Origin of the sequence: Microbacterium sp. KR10-403 (assembly GCF_040196215.1) — a bacterium.
Classification (GTDB): Bacteria; Actinomycetota; Actinomycetes; order Actinomycetales; family Microbacteriaceae; genus Microbacterium.
In genome coordinates this window covers 199727-217565 of sequence record NZ_JBEGDC010000004.1, presented here as the reverse complement: position 1 = coordinate 217565, position 17839 = coordinate 199727, and the positions used below count along the sequence as shown (strand labels likewise).

Annotated in this window: 14 protein-coding genes; 6 read left to right on the top strand and 8 right to left on the bottom strand. The window is 71.8% G+C overall.

Annotated elements, in window-relative coordinates:
* The first annotated feature begins 104 nt into the window (after positions 1-104).
* Both ABMQ42_RS10270 and cofD read left to right on the top strand, forming a co-directional pair.
* Positions 105-914 carry a uroporphyrinogen-III synthase gene (locus ABMQ42_RS10270; protein WP_349722888.1) on the top strand — a complete coding sequence of 270 codons (810 nt, stop codon included), beginning with the start codon at positions 105-107 and terminating at the stop codon, positions 912-914.
* Between the two features lie 318 nt (positions 915-1232).
* Positions 1233-2189, top strand: a complete 957-nt coding sequence (gene cofD, locus ABMQ42_RS10265) for a 2-phospho-L-lactate transferase (RefSeq protein ID WP_349722887.1) — start codon at positions 1233-1235, stop codon at positions 2187-2189.
* 21 nt (positions 2190-2210) lie between these two features.
* Here cofD and ABMQ42_RS10260 read toward each other — a convergent pair whose 3' ends face one another.
* From ABMQ42_RS10260 to cofG, 5 genes are all read right to left on the bottom strand, one after another.
* On the bottom strand, positions 2211-3158 hold the full coding sequence (locus tag ABMQ42_RS10260) for a hypothetical protein (protein ID WP_349722886.1): 948 nt from the start codon (positions 3156-3158) through the stop codon (positions 2211-2213).
* Between the two features lie 52 nt (positions 3159-3210).
* Positions 3211-3870, bottom strand: coding sequence for a 2-phospho-L-lactate guanylyltransferase (gene cofC, locus ABMQ42_RS10255; RefSeq protein WP_349722885.1), 660 nt, complete (start codon positions 3868-3870; stop codon positions 3211-3213).
* Between the two features lie 93 nt (positions 3871-3963).
* Positions 3964-4971, bottom strand: a complete 1008-nt coding sequence (fgd, locus tag ABMQ42_RS10250) for a glucose-6-phosphate dehydrogenase (coenzyme-F420) (RefSeq protein WP_349722884.1) — start codon at positions 4969-4971, stop codon at positions 3964-3966.
* On the bottom strand, positions 4968-6434 hold the full coding sequence (locus tag ABMQ42_RS10245; RefSeq protein ID WP_349722883.1) for a flavin-containing monooxygenase: 1467 nt from the start codon (positions 6432-6434) through the stop codon (positions 4968-4970). Before ABMQ42_RS10245 ends, fgd begins: the two co-directional genes overlap by 4 nt.
* Positions 6427-8802 (bottom strand): 7,8-didemethyl-8-hydroxy-5-deazariboflavin synthase CofG, encoded by a 2376-nt coding sequence (gene cofG / locus ABMQ42_RS10240; protein ID WP_349722882.1) that lies wholly within the window; start codon positions 8800-8802, stop codon positions 6427-6429. The genes ABMQ42_RS10245 and cofG overlap by 8 nt, the downstream gene beginning before the upstream one ends.
* Before the next feature lie 108 nt (positions 8803-8910).
* On the opposite strand from cofG, the gene ABMQ42_RS10235 reads away from it, so the two are divergent.
* A complete protein-coding gene (locus ABMQ42_RS10235) occupies positions 8911-9351 on the top strand; it encodes a hypothetical protein (protein WP_349722881.1) in 441 nt (146 codons plus the stop codon).
* A 69-nt stretch (positions 9352-9420) separates the two neighbouring features.
* On the opposite strand, the gene nagE is transcribed toward ABMQ42_RS10235, so the two are convergent.
* The 3 genes from nagE to ABMQ42_RS10220 form a co-directional block, all read right to left on the bottom strand.
* Positions 9421-11373, bottom strand: a complete 1953-nt coding sequence (nagE, locus tag ABMQ42_RS10230) for an N-acetylglucosamine-specific PTS transporter subunit IIBC (protein ID WP_349722880.1) — start codon at positions 11371-11373, stop codon at positions 9421-9423.
* A gap of 91 nt (positions 11374-11464) precedes the next feature.
* Positions 11465-12292: an ABC transporter permease gene (locus tag ABMQ42_RS10225; RefSeq protein ID WP_349722879.1), complete on the bottom strand. Its 828-nt coding sequence runs from the start codon at positions 12290-12292 to the stop codon at positions 11465-11467.
* A complete protein-coding gene (locus ABMQ42_RS10220) occupies positions 12289-14085 on the bottom strand; it encodes an ABC transporter ATP-binding protein (RefSeq protein ID WP_349722878.1) in 1797 nt (598 codons plus the stop codon). Before ABMQ42_RS10220 ends, ABMQ42_RS10225 begins: the two co-directional genes overlap by 4 nt.
* Positions 14086-14197: 112 nt before the next feature.
* Between ABMQ42_RS10220 and ABMQ42_RS10215 the strand changes: the two genes are divergently transcribed.
* From ABMQ42_RS10215 to ABMQ42_RS10205, 3 genes are read left to right on the top strand one after another with little or no spacing between them, the layout of a single operon-like run.
* On the top strand, positions 14198-15259 hold the full coding sequence (locus tag ABMQ42_RS10215) for an enoyl-CoA hydratase/isomerase family protein (RefSeq protein WP_349722877.1): 1062 nt from the start codon (positions 14198-14200) through the stop codon (positions 15257-15259).
* 1 nt (position 15260) lies between these two features.
* Positions 15261-16184: a J domain-containing protein gene (locus ABMQ42_RS10210; RefSeq protein ID WP_349722876.1), complete on the top strand. Its 924-nt coding sequence runs from the start codon at positions 15261-15263 to the stop codon at positions 16182-16184.
* Positions 16185-16241: 57 nt separating this feature from the next.
* Complete coding sequence (locus ABMQ42_RS10205) at positions 16242-17822, top strand: SLC13 family permease (RefSeq protein ID WP_349722875.1); 1581 nt, start codon at positions 16242-16244, stop codon at positions 17820-17822.
* The last annotated feature ends 17 nt before the right edge of the window (positions 17823-17839 follow it).

The following is a 17839-nucleotide window of genomic DNA, read 5'->3' as shown; positions in this document are numbered from 1 at the left end:
CCGAAGCGCGCAGGTTGCGTACCGGGTGCGGTGTCGCCCGTCGGTTGCTCGAACGTGGGGCGGCCGACGTCGTAGAACCTTCAGCCGACCCCGAACACCAGAAGATGAACACAGCCGAAACACTCCACGGCACCACTGCCGACAAACCGCTCAACGGATGGCGCGTCCTCGTGCCCCGCGGCGGCCCGTGGGGTGACGGCGTCGCCGCCAAGCTGCGTTCGCAGGGTGCGGTGCCGGTGGTCGCACCGCTCATCAACTTCGCGCCGACCGAAGACCTCACGACGCTCGAGTCGGCGCTGGCCGCTCTCGCCGACGGGGCGTTCGACTGGCTCACGCTGACCAGTGCCACGACGGTGGACGTGCTGTACGCCTACCGTGCGGTCATCCCCGCGACGACGAAGGTCGCGGCGGTCGGCGAGACCACGGCCGCCGCACTGACCGCGGTCGGATACCGGGTCGACCTCGTGCCCGAGAAGGACAACTCCGCCGCCGGCATGGCCGACGAGCTCATCGCGCTCGAGCCCGAGCCCAAGCGCGTGCTGACCCTGCGCAGCGAGATCGCCAAGCCGGTGCTCACCAAGCGGCTCATCGCCGCGGGGCACGACGTGCGCCAGGTCGTCGCGTACCGCACGGTCGGCGTGCCGGTGACCGAGCGCATCGCGCGCGACGTCGCCAACGGGCGCATCAACGCCATCCTCGTCACGAGCGGCTCGGTCGCCGAGCAGGTGCGGAACCAGTTCGAGCACATCCCCGACGACACCGTGATCGCGGCGATCGGCCCGCGCACCGCGAAGGATGCGCGCAAGGTCGGCCTGACCGTCGACATCGTCGCGCGCAAGCAGACGGTCGACGACCTCATCACCGCCGTCTCGCAGTTGCCGCTGCCGCACGCGTCGGACGAGTTCCACCTGTAGGTCTGCCCGGCCCGGGTGCCGCGGCATCCGCTCCCTCCGTCTGCGCGGCCGGCCCTGCGGCACGATCCGTTCCCTGCGCCGCCGGGTGCTCCGATAGCCCAGTCCTTGTCGCGGTGGTCCGCTCCTCGGCCGAGGCGAGGGGAATGGCCGAAGCGAGGGCCGTTTCTGCGTGTTCAGTCCTCGCCTCGGCAGATCCCCTCGCCCGAGGCGAGGACTGCGCAGGAGCCAGGGGTTCACGGGCGGGCGTCCGCGAGAGGGGGCGGATGCTGCGGGTCGGGGTGCCGCGGCCCGGGTGCCGCGGCCCGATAGCCTGGGGACGTGGCATCCTCCCCTCGCGTCGTCGTGCTCGCCGGCGGTGTCGGCGGCGCGAAGTTCACCCTCGGGGTGCGCGCAGCGCTCGCGCGCGCCCAGGCCCCCGAAGCGACCGTGGTCGTCAACACCGGCGACGACCTCTGGCTCTCCGGCGTGCGCCTGCAGCCCGACATCGACTCGGTCCTCTACGCGCTCGCCGGGCAGAACGACACCGTGCGCGGCTGGGGCCGGGCCGGCGACACCGAACGCGTGAACGCCGAGCTGCAGGCCTGGGGCGCCGGGTGGCCGTGGTTCACCCTGGGCGACCTCGACCTGGGCACCCACCTGGCGCGCACCGGCTGGCTGCGCGACGGGCTGTCGGTCACCCAGGTGGTCGAGCGGCTGTCGGCACGCTGGCCGATCGGCGTGCGGATGCTGCCGATGACCGACGCCGAGGTCGACACGCACGTCGTGACGGACGAGGGGACCATGCACTTCCAGGAGTGGTGGACCCGCCACCGTGCGACGATCGCGCCGCGTGCGTTCGAGAACCCCGGGATCGAGACCGCGGTGCCCGCGCCCGGCGTGCTCGAGGCGATCGCCGACGCCGAGCTCGTTCTGCTGGCGCCGTCGAACCCCGTCGTGTCGATCGGGCCGATCCTGGCGGTGCCGGGCATCCGCGACGCCGTGCGCGCGGCGACGCGCGTCGTCGGCGTCTCGGGGATCATCGGCGGCAAGGTCGTCCGCGGCATGGCGGACGTGTGCCTGACCGCGATCGGCGTGGAGACACGCTCCGACGCCGTGGCGGCGCACTACGGCGCTCGTGCCGACGGCGGCCTGCTCGACGCCTGGGTCATGGCCGAGGAGGACGCGCAGCTGGCGTCCGCGGTCGCGGACCGCGGCATCCACCCGGTCGTCGCACCGCTCTGGATGAACGATGCCGCCACGGGTGAAGCCGTGGCGCACGCGGCGCTGGGTGCCTGATCGCCGCACGCGGCCCAGGTTTCAGACGGACGGCGGCCGATCCGGCCCCAGCGTCGAGGCGACGGTCGGGATGCCGAGGTCGGTCCGCCCGCTCAGGTCGATGTGCACGCCTCCGATGCCCGGCGGCCGTGCCGCGGCGTCGTCGGCGGGCATGGTCCAGACCTCGACCTGGTCGCGGGCCGGCAGCGTCGCGGACCGCTTCGCCTCGGGAGTCTGTTCCCAGGTGATCTTCGCCAGACCGGAACCCCGCCAATCGCGTTCGACGAGCCGCTCCGCGAGAACGAGCGCGCGCCCGTCGCGCGCGGAGGTGGGGGAGACGCCGGTGCCCGCGATGAGAGCATCGGCACGGCCCCAACAGGAGGGCGGGATGGACGCGATCAGCGCCGCGAGCAGGTTCGCCCGCGTCGCGATGCTTGCGGTGTCGCCGACCGGGTCGCCGTAGCAGAGGATCACGCCGGCGCGGATGACCACGGTGCACGACGGCGGTGCCGTCTCGAGCGTCGCGACGAACGCGGGCGTGAGCAGCTCGGCCGCGAAGGGGGCGACGAAGCCCTCGAGCGACCAGCGCGGGCTGAGACCGTCCGGAACGGCGAGGGGCGGGAGCCGGACGCCGTCGTCGTCGTGCAGCTGCGTGTCGACGATCCGCAGTTCGGGGAGGGAATCGGGCAGCGGCATCCACACGACCTCGACCGAGACGCGATCGCCGTAAGCCGTCGCCTGCCGCGTCGTGCCGAACGCGTAGCCGACGAGATGACCGCCGGTGAACGGCCGTCCGCCCACCGCGCCATTGACGACGTCGCTCAGCCCCGTCGGCCACACCGGGTGCGTGCCGTGCCGGCGCAGCACGGCCTCGCAGATCTCCTGCGCGGGCGCCGGCGCGGCATCGCGCCATGTCCAGCCGGCGGCCTCGGCCTGCGGGCGTGCCGCGCGTCGCAGGTTGGTCGCCTTCTTGTCCTTGCGGCCGAACATCAGAGGGGCACCGCCGCGGTGGCGTCAGATGTGGCCGAAGTGATCCGGTCGGTCATCGTGCGCCGTCTTTCTTCTGTCGTGGGGAGGGTGCCTCCGCGGCGCGGCGGGGTGTCACCAGCGTCGCGGTGCGCGCGCCGAGCCCGAGGCGTGCGGCGGCCTCCAGCTGCGCGGGCGTGTCGACGTCGCGGCGCAGCGAGGGGGCGGCATCCAGCGCGACAGCACCGAGGGCGAGGTGCCGGGCCAACGACCCGTCGCCGAAGGCGGCGGCCCAGGGCACGCCGGCCCGCGCGGTCACGAGCGTCGAGCCGGTGCCCTCCGCATCGGCCACCACCGTGCGCTCGAGCGCCGCGGCGCGCCGCAGTGCGTCGGCGAGATCGGCCGGACGCAGCGCGGGCAGGTCGCCGAGCATGGCCGCGCGGTGACCGGGGCCCGTGGCATCCACCCCCGCCGCGATCGCCGCGTTCAGCCCCGCCGGCGCGGTCTCGTCGACCACGGTCGCTCCGAGCAACCGCGCCTCGACGGCGACCTCGGCGTCGGCGGTCACGACGACCACCGCGCACACCGCGCAGGCGGCCTCGATCGAGTCGAGCGCTATCGCGCGGGCCAGTGCCACGCGGTCGCCGGCTCCCGTCAGCCGCGATTTGCCGTGCGCGGCGGGTTTGACCGGGATGACGACGGTCCAGTCCGTGCAGAACTCAGCAGATCTGCGCACATCGCTCCGTGAAAGCGCCGATTTCGGCCCCCGGCCGCACAGAATTGCGGAGTTCTGAACCGGTCGCTGCCCGTACCGCCGCTCGCACCCCGCTCACGCGTCGTACTTCGCGCGCAGCCGCGGCAGGATCTCGGCGCCGTACATGCGCAGGAACTCCTCCTGGTCGAAGCCCGGGTCGTGGAACACCAGGTGCCGGAAGCCCAGGTCGATGTACCTTCCGATGGCCTCGACGTGCTCATCGGGATCGGTCGAGACGATGAACCGGGATGCCACGCGCTCGATCGGCAGCTCGGCGGCACGCCGCTGCATCTCGATCGGGTCGTGCACGTCGCGCTTCTCCTCGGGGGTGAGCGCGAGCGGCGCCCAGAAGCGCGTCTTCTCGAGCGCGGTCTCGTGGTCGGGGTGGTACGAGACCTTGACCTCCATGAGGGTGTCGACGTCGTCCGCCTGTCGCCCGGCCTTTGCCAGCCCGTCCTGCAGCGCCGGCAGCAGCGTGTCGGTGTACAGGGCGGGGTCCTTGCCGCTGGTGGTGATGTACCCGTCGGCGATGCGGCCCGCCAGCCGCGTGGCGGCCGGTCCCGACGCGCCGATGTAGATCGGCACCTCGTGCGCCGGACGGTCGTAGATCGTGGCATCCTGCACGTGCCAGAAGTTGCCGTCGAACGTGACGCGCTCGCCGCGCCACAGCTCGCGGATGAGCGTGATCGACTCCTTGAGCCGCTGGAAGCGCTCGGGCGCGTCGGGCCACTCGAGCCCGAGCGTCACCTCGTTGAGCGCCTCGCCGGTGCCCACGCCCAGGATCACCCGCTCGGGGTACATCACGCCCAGCGTCGCGAACGCCTGCGCGATGACGGCGGGGTGGTAGCGGAACGTCGGGGTCAGCACCGAGGTGCCGATCAGCACCCGCTGCGTCTGCGCGCCGAGCGCGCCCAGCCAGGGGAGCGTGGCCGGGGCGTGCCCGCCCTCGTGCATCCACGGCTGGAAGTGGTCGGAGAGGAAGACGGAGTCGAACCCCATCTCCTCGGCGAGCACGCCGAACCGCAGCAGCTCATTCGGCCCGAACTGCTCGCTGGAGGCCTTGTATCCGAATCGCAGCGTCATCGCGCTCCTCTTTCGATCGTCACGGGCAGGAACTCGCCCCCGTCGGTGTCCAGTCGCTCCCGGAACGCATCGACCGTTCCGGGCCACAGCAGGGTCAGCCGTCCCGACCTCTCGTCGACGTACCAGTTGCGGCATCCTCCGGAGATCCAGGGGGTGGATGCTGCAGCCTCGTCGATCTCGGCGGTGTAGGCGTCTTCGGCCGCCGGGTCGACCCGACGCACCCCGGGGTGGCGCGCGAGGGTGCGGGCGGCGTAGTCGGCCTGCGCCTCGATCATGAGCACCGAGGAGTTGTGGCCGAGCGAGGCGTTGGGGCCGTCGAGCACGAACAGGTTCGGGAACCCGGCGACCACGGTCGAGCCGAACGAGGTCATGCCGCGGTCCCAGTGCGCGGCGAGCGTGCCGTGCTCGCCGCGCACGAGCTCGGCGTAGGGCTGCTCGGTCGACTCGAACCCGGTCGCGAGCACGACCGCGTCGACGGGGTGGCGCGTGCCGCTCGCGGCGATCAGGGTCGAGCCCTCGACGGCGGCCAGCGCCGACGCCTCGAGCGTCACGGCGCCCGAGGCCAGCGCCGGGTAGAACGCGTCGGAGAGCAGCACGCGCTTGCACCCGAAGGCATAGCCGGGGGTCAGCGCGCGGCGCAGGGCGCGGTCGGGCACCTGGGCGGCGAGGTGGGTGAGGGCGACGGCTTGGGCGGCGGCCGCGGCATCCCGATCGCCCGACCGCGAGGCGAATCGGGCCTCACCCTCGGCGTACAGCTCGGCGCGCAGCCGCGTCAGCACGGCCGGGTCGCTCGCGAACTCCGCGCGCTCGGCGGGGGAGTAGGCGTGGTCGTCGCGAGGCACGATCCACGCAGGCGTTCGCTGGAACAGCGTGACCTCGGCGACCTTCGCCAGCTCGGGGGCGAGCTGCACCGCGGTCGCGCCGGTGCCGATGACGGCGACGCGCGCGCCGCGCAGGTCGGCGGTGTGATCCCAGCGCGCGGAGTGGAAGATGGGACCCGGGAACGACTCGAGACCCGGCACGTCGGGGATCTTGGGTTCGGTCAGCCGCCCGCAGGCGAGCAGGAGAGTGGATGCCGCGACCTCGCCGGCATGCGCGCCGCCGCAGCGCACGCGCCACACGCCGTCGTCCCAGCGCGCGTCGAGCATCGGAGTGTTCAGCAGGGGCGCCACGTGCTCGGCCTCGGCGACCCGCTCGAGGTACGCGCGGATCTCGTCGCCGCGCGCGAACAGCCCCGACCACTGCGGGTTGGGATGGTTCGCGAAGCCGTACAGGTGACTCGGGATGTCGCAGGCCACGCCCGGGTAGGTGTTGTCGCGCCACGTGCCGCCGACGGCCGGTCCCCGCTCGATGACGAGGAGGTCGTCGACGCCCTGCGCGCGCAGCGCCATGGCCGCGGCCAGGCCCGCGAAGCCGGCGCCGACGATGAGGGCGTCGACGCGGTCGGGGAGGGGCTCACGCATGCCGCACCTCCGAGTAATCGGTGGCGCGCTGCCGGAAGGGGCGGAAGAGGTGGGATGCCAGGGCCGCGGCATCCGGCAGCGGCAGCTCCTGCCCGTGCTCGATGCCCGCCTGCGGGCGCACGCGCCCGTCGAGGAGCGTGCCGCCGAGGTCGTCGCCGCCCGACTGCAGCAGCGTCTTCGACGCCTCGCGGCCGACCCGCGTCCACGGGATCTGGATGTGCCGGATCGATCCGTTCAGCAGCAGCCGTGACACGGCGACCATGGCGCGATGCTCGTCGAGCGGCGCGCGGCCGTCGACGAGCGGCACGCCGCCCGCCGGGCTCGGTAGGGGAATGGGCACGAACTCGGCGAAGCCGCCGGTCTCGTCCTGGATCGCCCGCAGCGTGCGCAGGTGGGCGATCCGCTCGGCCACCGTCTCGACGTGCCCGTAGAACAGCACGCTCGTGGAGCGGAAACCAGCGCGGTGCGCGGCGGTGATGCCCTCGATCCACCGGTCGATCTCAAGGTCGCCGGGGGCGACGAAGGCCCGCACCCGCTCGGAGAGCACCTTCACCCCGGTGCCGGGCACCGTGTTCACGCCCGCGTCGCGCAGCGCGTGCAGCGCGTCGTCGAGCGAGAGCCCGCTGCGCTCGGCGAAGTCGCGCACGTCCTGCGGGCGGTAGGCGTGGAGGTGCAGGCCCGGGGCCGCGGCCCTTGCTGCCCGGACGATGTCGAGGTAGACGGCCGGGTCCGCGGCATCCGGCACCCGTCCCTGGATGCACAGCTCGGTCGCGCCCAGCTCCGCCGCGTCGGCCGCGATCGCCGCGACGTCGTCGAGGGTGAAGGTCGCGGCGTCGTCCTCAGGGGCCGTGCGGAAACCGGTCGTGGTGAGGTTGCGGTTCACGACGATGCTGACGGCCTCGCCGACCGTGTACCGTCGCACGTCGTCGGCGGTCTGCGCCAGCGCATCGAGGTCGGGGCCGGTCGCACGCAGCAGACGCTCCCAGTCGCCGTCGTCGAGGGCGAGGGGGGTGGATGCCGCAGCTGCCGCCAGCGCTTCGACCCTCCTGTGGTGTTCAGAACTCCGCCGATCCGTGAGGCTCAACGTCGTCACGGGCCCGTGCGGGCGGATTGCGTGCGGATCTGCTGAGTTCTGAACCGACCGGTGCGCATCCGCCGCGAGCCCCGTCACCGGGTCGGCCAGGGCCGCGACGGCGTCATGCAGGGCGGGGTCGATCCAGGTCGCGGCATCCCGCACGTACTCGGGGTGAGCGGTCAGGCGCTCGGCCAGCCGGTAACCGGCGGCCGCGGTGTGCGCGGCCAGGTCGTCGATCTGCGGCCACGGGCGCTCGGGGTTGACGTGGTCGGCGGTCAGCGGCGAGACGCCACCCCAGTCGTCGATGCCCGCGCGCACGAGCAGCTCGAGCTCAGCCGCGTCGGTGAGGTTCGGCGGCACCTGGATGCGCATCCGCGGCCCCATCACGATGCGGGCGACGGCGATCGTCGCGAGGTACTCGCGCAGCTCGGCGTCGGGCGCGCCGCGCATCGCCGTGCCCGGCTTGGCCCGGAAGTTCTGCACGATGACCTCTTGCACGTGCCCGTGCCGCTCGTGCGCCGCGCGGATCGCGACCAGCGACTCGGCGCGGTCGTGCACGGTCTCGCAGATCCCGACCAGGATGCCCGTGGTGAACGGGATGCGGGCGGCCCCGGCATCCTCGATCACCCGCAGGCGCACATCGGGGTCCTTGTCGGGGGATCCGTAGTGCACCTGTCCGGGCTCTTCGTAGAGCCGCCGCGACGTGGTCTCGAGCATCATGCCCATCGACGGCGCGACGGGGCGCATCGCGTCGAGCTCGTCGCGGCTCATGACTCCCGGGTTCGCGTGCGCGAGCATGCCGGTCTCGGCCGTGATCAGCCGCGCCATCGCCGCCACGTACTCGAGCGTCGACGCATAGCCGTGCTCGTCGAGCCATGTGCGTGCGGCGGGCCAGCGGTCTTCGGGCCGGTCGCCGAGGGTCAGCAGGGCCTCCTTGCACCCGAGCGCCTGCGCCTGCCGCGCGACAGTGAGCACCTGCTCGGCCGACATGTACATCGGCTTGTGCAGCTTCGCGAGCTGACCGGGGGTGTCCACGAACACGCAGTAGTGGCAGCGGTCGCGGCACAGCGTCGTCAACGGCAGGAACGCCTTGCGCGAGTAGGTGATGACGCCCGGCCGGCCGGCGGCGGCGAGTCCTTCGTCGCGGAGGGATGCCGCGATCTCGAGCAGGCGCTCGAAGTCCGGACCCTCCGCATGCAGGAGGGTCTCGGCGTCGTCCAGGCCGATCCGTGCGCCGGAGGCTGCGGCATCCAGCACCCGGGCGGACGCGGTGGCGGTGTCGATCGACGTCACCGTTCCAGTCTGTCACCGGTGGGCCATGCCGGGTGCGATCCGCGATCGTTGTCGCACTGTGAGCAAATCAACCCGGATGTGCGCGAGGACGCTGGCACACTGGAAGTCATGGTGACCCTCATGCTCGACTCGACGCAGCTCGAGGTCGTGCTGTCCGTCACCGAGCACGCCCTGAGCCTGCGCAAGCAGAACGTCATCATGGACCGCTCGCAGATCGTCAAGGTGCAGCTCACCGATGACGCCTGGACGTGGCTGCGTGGCGTGCCCGACCCGGGGGTGTACGTCCCGTCCGCGTTCGCCATGGGCACCTGGAAGTCCGCCGGCGGCAAGGACTTCGCCATCATCCGCCGGCGTCGTCCCAGCGTCGTGATCGACCTCGAGGGGCACGAGGAGTTCCAACGGGTCATCGTCACGACCCGCCACGGGCTCGCGCTCGTGCGCGCGCTGCGCATGGACACGGGCGACGAGCTCGCCGACGTGGTGGACATCGCCGAGGCCCCTGCGAAGAAGAAGCAGCGGGGAGCGAAGCCGCGCCCCGCGACCGCCTGAGTCACCGCGTCCGGTCGCCCCGCGACCGTGTGAGCGAGCCGCCCGCGTCGGCGGACGGCCCGGGCCCGGTCAGCGGAACTCGACCTTGGCGTCCTCGTTGTTGAGCACCACGACCGGCGTGATGGGGTCGAAGCCGGCGGCCATGATCTTCTTGCGGTCGAACCGCAGGATCGGCGTGCCCTCGGTCACGTGCGCGCCCTTGTCGACCAGGGTCTCGAAGCCGTCGCCCTTCATCTCGACGGTGTCGATGCCGACGTGGATGAGCACCTCGGCGCCGTCGTCGAGGGTGAGCGCTATGGCGTGCGAGGTGTCGAAGGTCGCGCCGATCACGCCGTCGCCGGGGGCCACCACGGTGTCGCCGGTGGGCACCACGGCCAGGCCCGGGCCCATGATCTCCTCCGCGAACGTCGCGTCGGGCACGCGGCTGAGCGGCACGACCTCGCCGTCGAGCGGCTGTCGCATCACGACGACGGCGGGAGCCGCGGCATCCCCCGTCTTCTCCTCGGTCAAGACCGTCGTGGCCCCGCTCTCGTCGCCGGCGATGGATGCCGCGGCCGTCGCGGTCTGCTCGGGCGCGCTCACCTCGCCCGACATGAGGCGCTCCATGGCGTCCTTCACGAACTGCACGTTCAAGCCGTAGACGACCTGCACGGAGTGCCCGCCCGACTTCATGGTGCCGGCCGCGCCCGCGCGCTTGAGGGCCTTGTCGTCGACCTTCGCGACGTCGTCGATCTCCATCCGCAGCCGGGTCGCGCAGTTGTCGAGGTCCGTGATGTTGGCGGCCCCGCCCAGTGCTTCGATGAAGCCGGCGGCGGTGGTGAGGTATGCGTCGTCCTTCGAGCCGGTCGTCGTGACCTCGTCGTCGACGAGGTCGTCGTCTTCGCGCCCCGGGGTCTTCAGGTTGAACCTCTTGATGAAGAAGTAGAAGACGAAGAAGTAGATGAAGAACCAGAACACGCCCATCACCGGGATGAGCCATGGATTCTGCGCCATCGGGTTCGCCCAGCCCAGCACGAGGTCGATGAACCCGCCGGAGAAGCCGAACCCCATCCTCACCGGGAGTATCTGGCTGATCGCCATCGAGATGCCCATGAACAGCGCGTGGATCAGATACAGCACCGGCGCCAGGAACATGAACGAGAACTCGAGCGGCTCGGTCACGCCGACGAAGAACGACGAGATGGCGCCGGAGAGCAGGATGCCGTAGGCGATCTTCTTGCGCTTCGTCTTGGCCGTCATGTACATGGCCAGCGCGGCGCCGGGCAGGCCGAACATCATCACCGGGAAGAAGCCGGTCATGTACTGACCGGTCTCGCCGAAGGTGCCCTGCCCTGCCAGGAAGTTGTTGAGGTCGTTGATCCCCGCGACGTCGAACCAGAACACCGAGTTGAGGGCGTGGTGGAGTCCGACGGGGATGAGCAGGCGGTTGAGGAATCCGTAGATGCCGGTGCCGACCGGGCCCAGCGTCACGATCCACTCGCCGAAGGCGACGAGCCCGCCGTACACGAACGGCCACACGAAGAACAGGACGACCGCGGCGACCAGCGACACCCCGGCGGTCACGATGGCCACCGAGCGCTTGCCGGAGAAGAACGACAGCGCGTCGGGCAGCTTGGTGTCTTTGAAATGGTCGTAGCACCACGCGCCGATGAGACCGCAGAGGATGCCGACGAACACGTTCTCGACGTTGCTGAACGCCGCGTTGACCTTGTCGACCGCGACGCCCTGGAAGAGGGCGACGGTATCGGGCTTGAGCAGCGTGGTGATGACCAGCCATGACACGAGGCCCGCCAGTGCCGAGGTGCCGTCGGTCTTCTTCGCCATGCCGATCGAGATGCCGATCGCGAACAGCAGCGCCATGTTGTTGAGCAGCGCGCCGCCCGCCGCTGCGAGGAACGTCGAGACGATGTTGTCGCCGGCGGCGCTCTGGATCCAGTAGCCGATGCCCGAGAGGATCGCGGCGACGGGGAGCACCGCCACCGGGAGCATGATGGAGCGGCCGAGCCGTTGGAAGAACTTCATCGTTGGTCCTCCTGCCGAGGGGTGGTCCGCCGATGATATCCGTATGCCTTCGCGATGGGAAGGCTATGCGTGAACGGGGGGTGGGAGGCGCTCAGTCGACGTCGCGCCGCCAGCTGGTCAGATGTCCGAGCACGATCAGCACGATCGCGTAGGCGAGCAGCACGACGCCGCCGGCCCACCAGTCGAGCGGCTCGGCGCTGCTCGTCGATCCGGTCGTGGCGGTGTAGATGCTGGTGCCGACCAGGGCGTCGCTCGCGGCCCCGGGCAGGAACCGCAGGATCGAGTCCAGGCCGTTGACGAACACGCCCGCCACGCGGGCGATCGGCTCGACGAACTGCGTGAACGCGAGGACGATCACCACCGCGGCGACCTGGTTGCGCACCAGGGCGCCCACGCCGAGGCCCACGAGCACCCAGAGCGCGAACGCGATGACGATGCGACCGAGCATCGCCCAGGTGTCGGACTGGTCGAGACCGGTGTCCTGTCCGAATCCGGCGAGGAAGCCCGCCGAGGGGCCGACCGCCGCGATGAGCGCGATCACCGCGTAGACGACGCCGATGCCGATGCCGACGAAAGCCTTGGCCCACAGCACGCTGCCGCGTCGTGGAGTCGCCAGGAACGTGGGGGTCAGCGTGTGGTGGCGGAACTCGGCCGTCACCATCAGCGTGCCGATGAGGAGGGGGAACACATACCCGATCGACGCGGCGATGCTGTACAGCACGGGGGCGGAGTCGCCGGTGGGCAGACCCGCCTGATGCGACTGGCCGGGCAGATCGCCCGCGGCCGCGGCGCCGAACACGAACCCGAGCCCGGCGGCCGTGAAGCCGATGTAGGCCACGAGCACGATGGCGAGCACCCACCACATCGCCGTCGTGAGCAGCTTCGTGGTCTCCGAACGTGTGGCGGCAGAGAGGCTCATCGCCGGTCACCTCCGTCGTGCGCGTCGTCTTCGGGGCGGGATGCAGCATCCGCGGCGTCCTCGTCGTGCGGGGCGTCGTCGGGGGCGGCGTCGGCGCCGGGCTCGGCCGCGGCTTCGGTCTCGGCCGCCGGTTCGGTCGCTGCGTCCGGTTCGGTCGCTGCGTCCGGTGCGGGCTCTGCTTCTGCTTCGGCCTCTGCCTCGGCGGGGGCGTCTGCGGCGGGCTCGGAGTCGGCGGCATCGGCGGCGTCAGGAGTTCCCGACGCATCGGGGGTCTCCGAGGAGTCGAAGGAGTGGAAGAAGGCATCGGCGTCGAGGTCGGCCTGGGTCTTCTCCTCGTGGCGCCAGTCATCGGGTGGCAGCTCTTCGGGCTCACCGGCCACGACCTCGTTCCGGTCGGCCGAGGGCTCCGTCGAATCGGCGACCGCCTCGGGCGCCTGCTCGGCCGCGGACCCGGTCTCGGCCGGGGGAACGATGTCGATGATGCCCGTGGCCGCGACCGCGAACGACGCGGTGCGCGGCGCGGGTTCCGCCGCGGGTGCGGGTGCCGCTTCGGGGCCGGGTGCCTCGGGCTCGGGCTCCGTGTCGGATGACGGCTGCGACTCGGCCTCCGCCTCGGACTCGGTCTCTGCCTCGGGGGAGGGCGTCTGTTCCGCCTCTGCCGCCTCTGCGGGTTCCTCGGTTTCTTCCGCGGCGGGTGGTTCCGCCGCCTCTGCGGGCACTTCTGTCTCGGGCACGGCCTCTGCAGGCACTTCTGTCTCGGGCGCCGCCTCTGCAGGCGCTTCGGTCTCGGGCGCGGCCTCTGCAAGTGCTTCGGTCTCGGGCGCTTCCGTCTCTGCGGATTCCTCGGCGGCCGCGGCATCCGTCCCCTCCTGCGGGGCGCCCTGCGCGGACGGGTGCACGCGCAGCCCGTTGACGAGCTCGAAGAAGACCTCTTCGAGCGCAGGGCCGCGGCGCTGCAGCAGCGACAGGGCGACGCCGGCATCGGCGGCGACACGGCCGACTGCGGCGACGTCGGGGTCGCGCACGGTCAGCCCCGAGCGGAGCACCTCGTAGGGCACGCCGGCGCTCTCGAGCGCGGCGGTCAGCGCGGCGCGGTCGGGGGCGTCGACGACGGTCGCGTACTCGGTCGGGTCGACGAGGTCTTCGATGCCGCCCTGGAAGACGAGGCGGCCGCCCGAGATGATGAGCAGCCGGTCGACGGTCTGCTGCACCTCGGAGAGCAGATGCGACGACATCAGCACGGTGCGTCCCTGGCGGGCGAGCTCCTGCAGCAGGCCGCGGATCCAGGTGATGCCCTCGGGGTCGAGCCCGTTGACCGGCTCGTCGAGGACGAGCACCCCCGGATCGCCCAGGAGGGCCGCGGCCAGTCCCAGGCGCTGGCGCATGCCGAGCGAGTATCCGCCCACCTTGCGGCCCGCGACGTCCGCGAGCCCGACCGTGCCCAGCGCCTGATCGACGCGCGCGGTCGGCAGGCCGGACGCCTGGGCCAGCACCTTCAGGTGATTGGCCGCCGTGCGCCCGGGATGGAAGCTCGACGCCTCGAGCACGGCGCCGACCGTCTGCAGGGGGTGGTCGAGCTTCGCGTACGGAACGCCGCCGATGGTCGCCTGCCCCGAGCTCGGGCGGACGAGCCCCAGCAGCATGCGCAGCGTGGTGGTCTTGCCTGCCCCGTTCGGCCCGAGGAATCCGGTCACCGATCCGGGTTCGACACGTGCGGTGAGGCCGTCGACGGCGAGCACCGACCCGAAGCGCTTGGACAGTCCTGCGAACTCGAGCACCTGACCTTCGGGCATGCCGAACCTCTCGTCGCATGGGCAATCGTCCTCCCTATCTTGGCGGAAAGTCACGATTCTGTCCTCCCCCCTGTGCAGGTGTCGCCCACATCGCCCGGGTAACCTGGCGAACGTGTCAGAGTCGCCCGATACCCCTGAGCCCACCGTCCTCGCCCGCGTCGAAGGCGCCGTGGGCCGACTGACCCTCAATCGCCCGCGCGCGATCAACGCCCTCGACCTCGCGATGATCGGCCTCATCGACGAGGCGCTCGATGCGTGGGAGGCCGACTCGACCGTCACCGTCGTGGTGCTCGACGGCGCCGGGGACCGCGGACTGTGCGCGGGCGGCGACGTGCGCAGCCTGCACGATGAGATCGTCGCCGGACGCCCCGCGGACACGGCGGCGTTCTTCCTGGCCGAGTACCGGCTGAACGCGCGCCTGGCCGAGTATCCGAAGCCGATCGTGACGCTCGCCGACGGCATCACCATGGGCGGCGGCATCGGCCTCGCCTCGCATGCGGCCCTTCGCGTGGTCACCGAGCGCTCGAAGCTCGCGATGCCCGAGACCCGCATCGGCTTCACCCCCGACGTGGGCGGCACGTGGCTGCTGGGTCGCGCCCCGGGGCATCTCGGCGAGTATCTCGGCGTGACGGGGACGACGCTGGATGCCGCAGACGCCGTCTACGCCGGGTTCGCCGACCACCTCGTGCCCAGCGATCGGCTCGACGCGCTGCGGGCGGCGCTCGCCGGCGGCGGAGACCCCGCCGCGACCGTGCGGGAGTTCGCGGTCGCGCCGGGTGCCTCGCGGCTGGAAGCCGCCCGCGCCTGGGTCGATGAGACGTTCTCGGCCGACACCCTGGTGGAGGTCGTCGAGCGCCTGCGCACATATGCCGAGCCCGCAGCATCCACCGCACTCGACCTCATGGGCGAGCTCGCGCCCACCGGCATGACGGTGACGTTCGAGGCGATCCGTCGTGCGCGCGAACTGCCCGGCCTGCGGGCCGACCTCGCGCAGGAGTACGGCCTGGTCATGTGGTTCGCGCACACGCAGCCCGATCTCATCGAGGGGATCCGCGCGCAGCTGGTCGACAAGACCCGCGATCCGCACTGGAACCCGGCGTCGCTCGCCGACGTCGACCCGGCCACGGTCGAGGCGGCGTTCGCGTCGGTGCCCGCGCTGCCGCTCTGGGCCTGACGTGTTCGACAGCCCCCTCTCGGCCTCGGCGTACGAGGTGCTCGGCGTCGAGCCGGCGGCCGATGACGACGTGCTCCGCAAGGCATATCGTCTGCGGCTGCGCCAGACGCACCCCGACACCGGGGGAGACGCGGCGCTGTTCATCCAGGTGCAACGCGCGTGGGAGCTTGTCGGCACCCCGGAGGCCCGCGCGGCCTATGACCGCGGGCACGGGTTCGGCGCGGCGGCTCCCACCGCCGCGGACTGGAGCGGATGGCACGCCCCCGCGGCCCGCGCCGACACCCGGCCGCGCGCGCGGTCGAGCGGGCAGCCTGGCGGACGCCGGCGCGAGCAGTTCCTCACGCTGATCCGCGAGTGGGCGGGGCGGGGCGTCGACCTGCCCGACCCGTACGATCCGGCGCTCGTCCGGACGGCGCCGGTCGAGATCCGGCGGCTGCTGGCCGATGCGCTCGCCGAAGAGGCCACCGCGCGCATCGTCGCGGATCTCGGCATGGGATACACCGTCTGGCACGATGTGGCGGCCGGGCGGCATCCCGACGAGAAGGTCGATCACGTCGTGCTCGCGCCGAGCGGACTGTACGGGATCCTGTCCGAAGACCTCGGCGGGCCGGTGCGCACGCGGCGGGGCGAGCTGGTGGGCGACACCGTGGCCGGGACCCCGATCGCCGACCTGATCGCGGGCATGCGCACGATCGCGCGCGCGGCGCACGTCCGCTTCGGCGGGGCGATCGTCGTGCTACCCGACGACGACCTCGTCCAGCCGGTGGAGCAGCTCGGAAAGGTGCGCGGCGTGCGCACCGCGCTGGTCGCGCGCAGCTCGCTGGCGAACGTGCTGCGCCAGGGGATCCCCGGCGCGCCCGAGATTGGCGGCAACGAGATCTTCGACGTGCGCACGCGCCTGAATCAGACCCTGCGCTTCGCGTAGCGGGCGCGGGCGGCCCGTCCTCCCCGCGGCGACACACCGCACGAGTAGGCTCGCCGCGTGGACCCCGTGATCGCGACGTTCGTCATCCTCGGACTGGCCGTGATCGCGTTCGTGAGCGGGAAGATCGCGCTGCCGGTGGTGGCGCTGGGCGTCGCGCTCGCGCTCTGGGCCACCGGCGTGCTCACCCTTCCCGAAGCGCTGTCGGGCTTCGGCGACCCGACGGTCGTGTTCATCGCGACGCTGTTCGTCGTCAGCGAGTCACTCGACGCGACCGGGGTCACGGCCTGGGTGGGTCAGCGGGTGATCGGCCGCGTCGGCACACGCCGCGGCATCCTGCTCATCGCCGTCATGATCATCGCGGCGGTGATGTCCGCGTTCATCAGCATCAACGGCGCCGTTGCCGCGCTGCTGCCGGTGGTCGTGGCCGTCGCCGTGCGCGCCGGGATCGTGCCCTCGAAGCTGCTCATCCCGCTCGCGTTCGCCGCGAGCGCGGGGTCTTTGCTGACCCTGACCGGCACGCCCGTGAACGTGGTGGTGTCGGATGCCGCGGTGAACGCCGGCGGGCGGACATTCGGTTTCTTCGAGTTCGCCCTGGTGGGCATCCCGCTCGTCGTGCTCACTGTGGTCTTCACCACGGTGTTCGGCGAGCGACTGCTGCCCCGGCGCGAGCCCGAGCACCTGGACGTGCCCGACACGAGCCGGGCCGCCCAGCGCCTGCGCGAGAGCTACGCGGTCACGGCGGAGACCGGTCAGCTCTTCAGCGCCCGGGAGGGCGCCGCGGAGGTCATGATCGCGCCGCGGTCGCGGCTCGTCGGCCGCACGATCTATGCGGGCATGACCACGCGTGAGGAAGACCTCGTGATCCTGGGCCTGCGCCGCGGTGGAAGCGACGTGGACGCCACCCACACCCACAGCGGCGAGCTCACGCTCCAGGCCGGCGACTCGGTGCTCGTGCAGGGGCCGTGGGCGGCGCTGGAGCGCTATGTGCGCTCGCCCGACGTCATCGCGGTCACCCAGCCGCAGACGCTGCGGCGGGCCGTGCCGCTCGGGCGCGGCGCGAAGCGGGCGCTGGTCGTCCTCGCCCTGATGGTCGTGCTGCTGGCCACCGGCGTCGTGCCGCCGGCGGTCGCCGGCCTTCTGGCCGCCGGCGCGCTCATCGTCACCCGCGTGCTGACCCTGGCGCAGGTCTACCACTCGATCTCGTGGACCACGGTGATCCTCATCGCGGGGATGTTCCCGCTCTCCGACGCATTCGTCTCGACGGGGGCGGCGGATGTCGTCTCGAACGTCGTCCTGACCATGACCGGCGGCGCCTCGCCCGTCCTGGCGCTGCTCGTGCTGTGCGTCGTGGCCCTGATCCTCGGTCAGTTCATCTCGAACCTGGCGACGGTGCTGATCCTGGTGCCGATCGCGGTGTCGGTGTCGCAGACGCTGGATGTCAGCATCCAGCCCTTCATGATGGGCCTGACGGTCATCGGCGCCGCCGCGTTCTTCACCCCGATCGCGACCCCCGTGAACCTCATGGTGATGCAGCCCGGCGGGTACCGGTTCGGCGACTACTGGCGGCTCGGCCTGCCGCTGGCACTCATCTACCTTCTGATGGCCGTGGTCTACGTGCCGCTCATCTGGAAGTTCTGACGCCGCCGGGTTCTGAC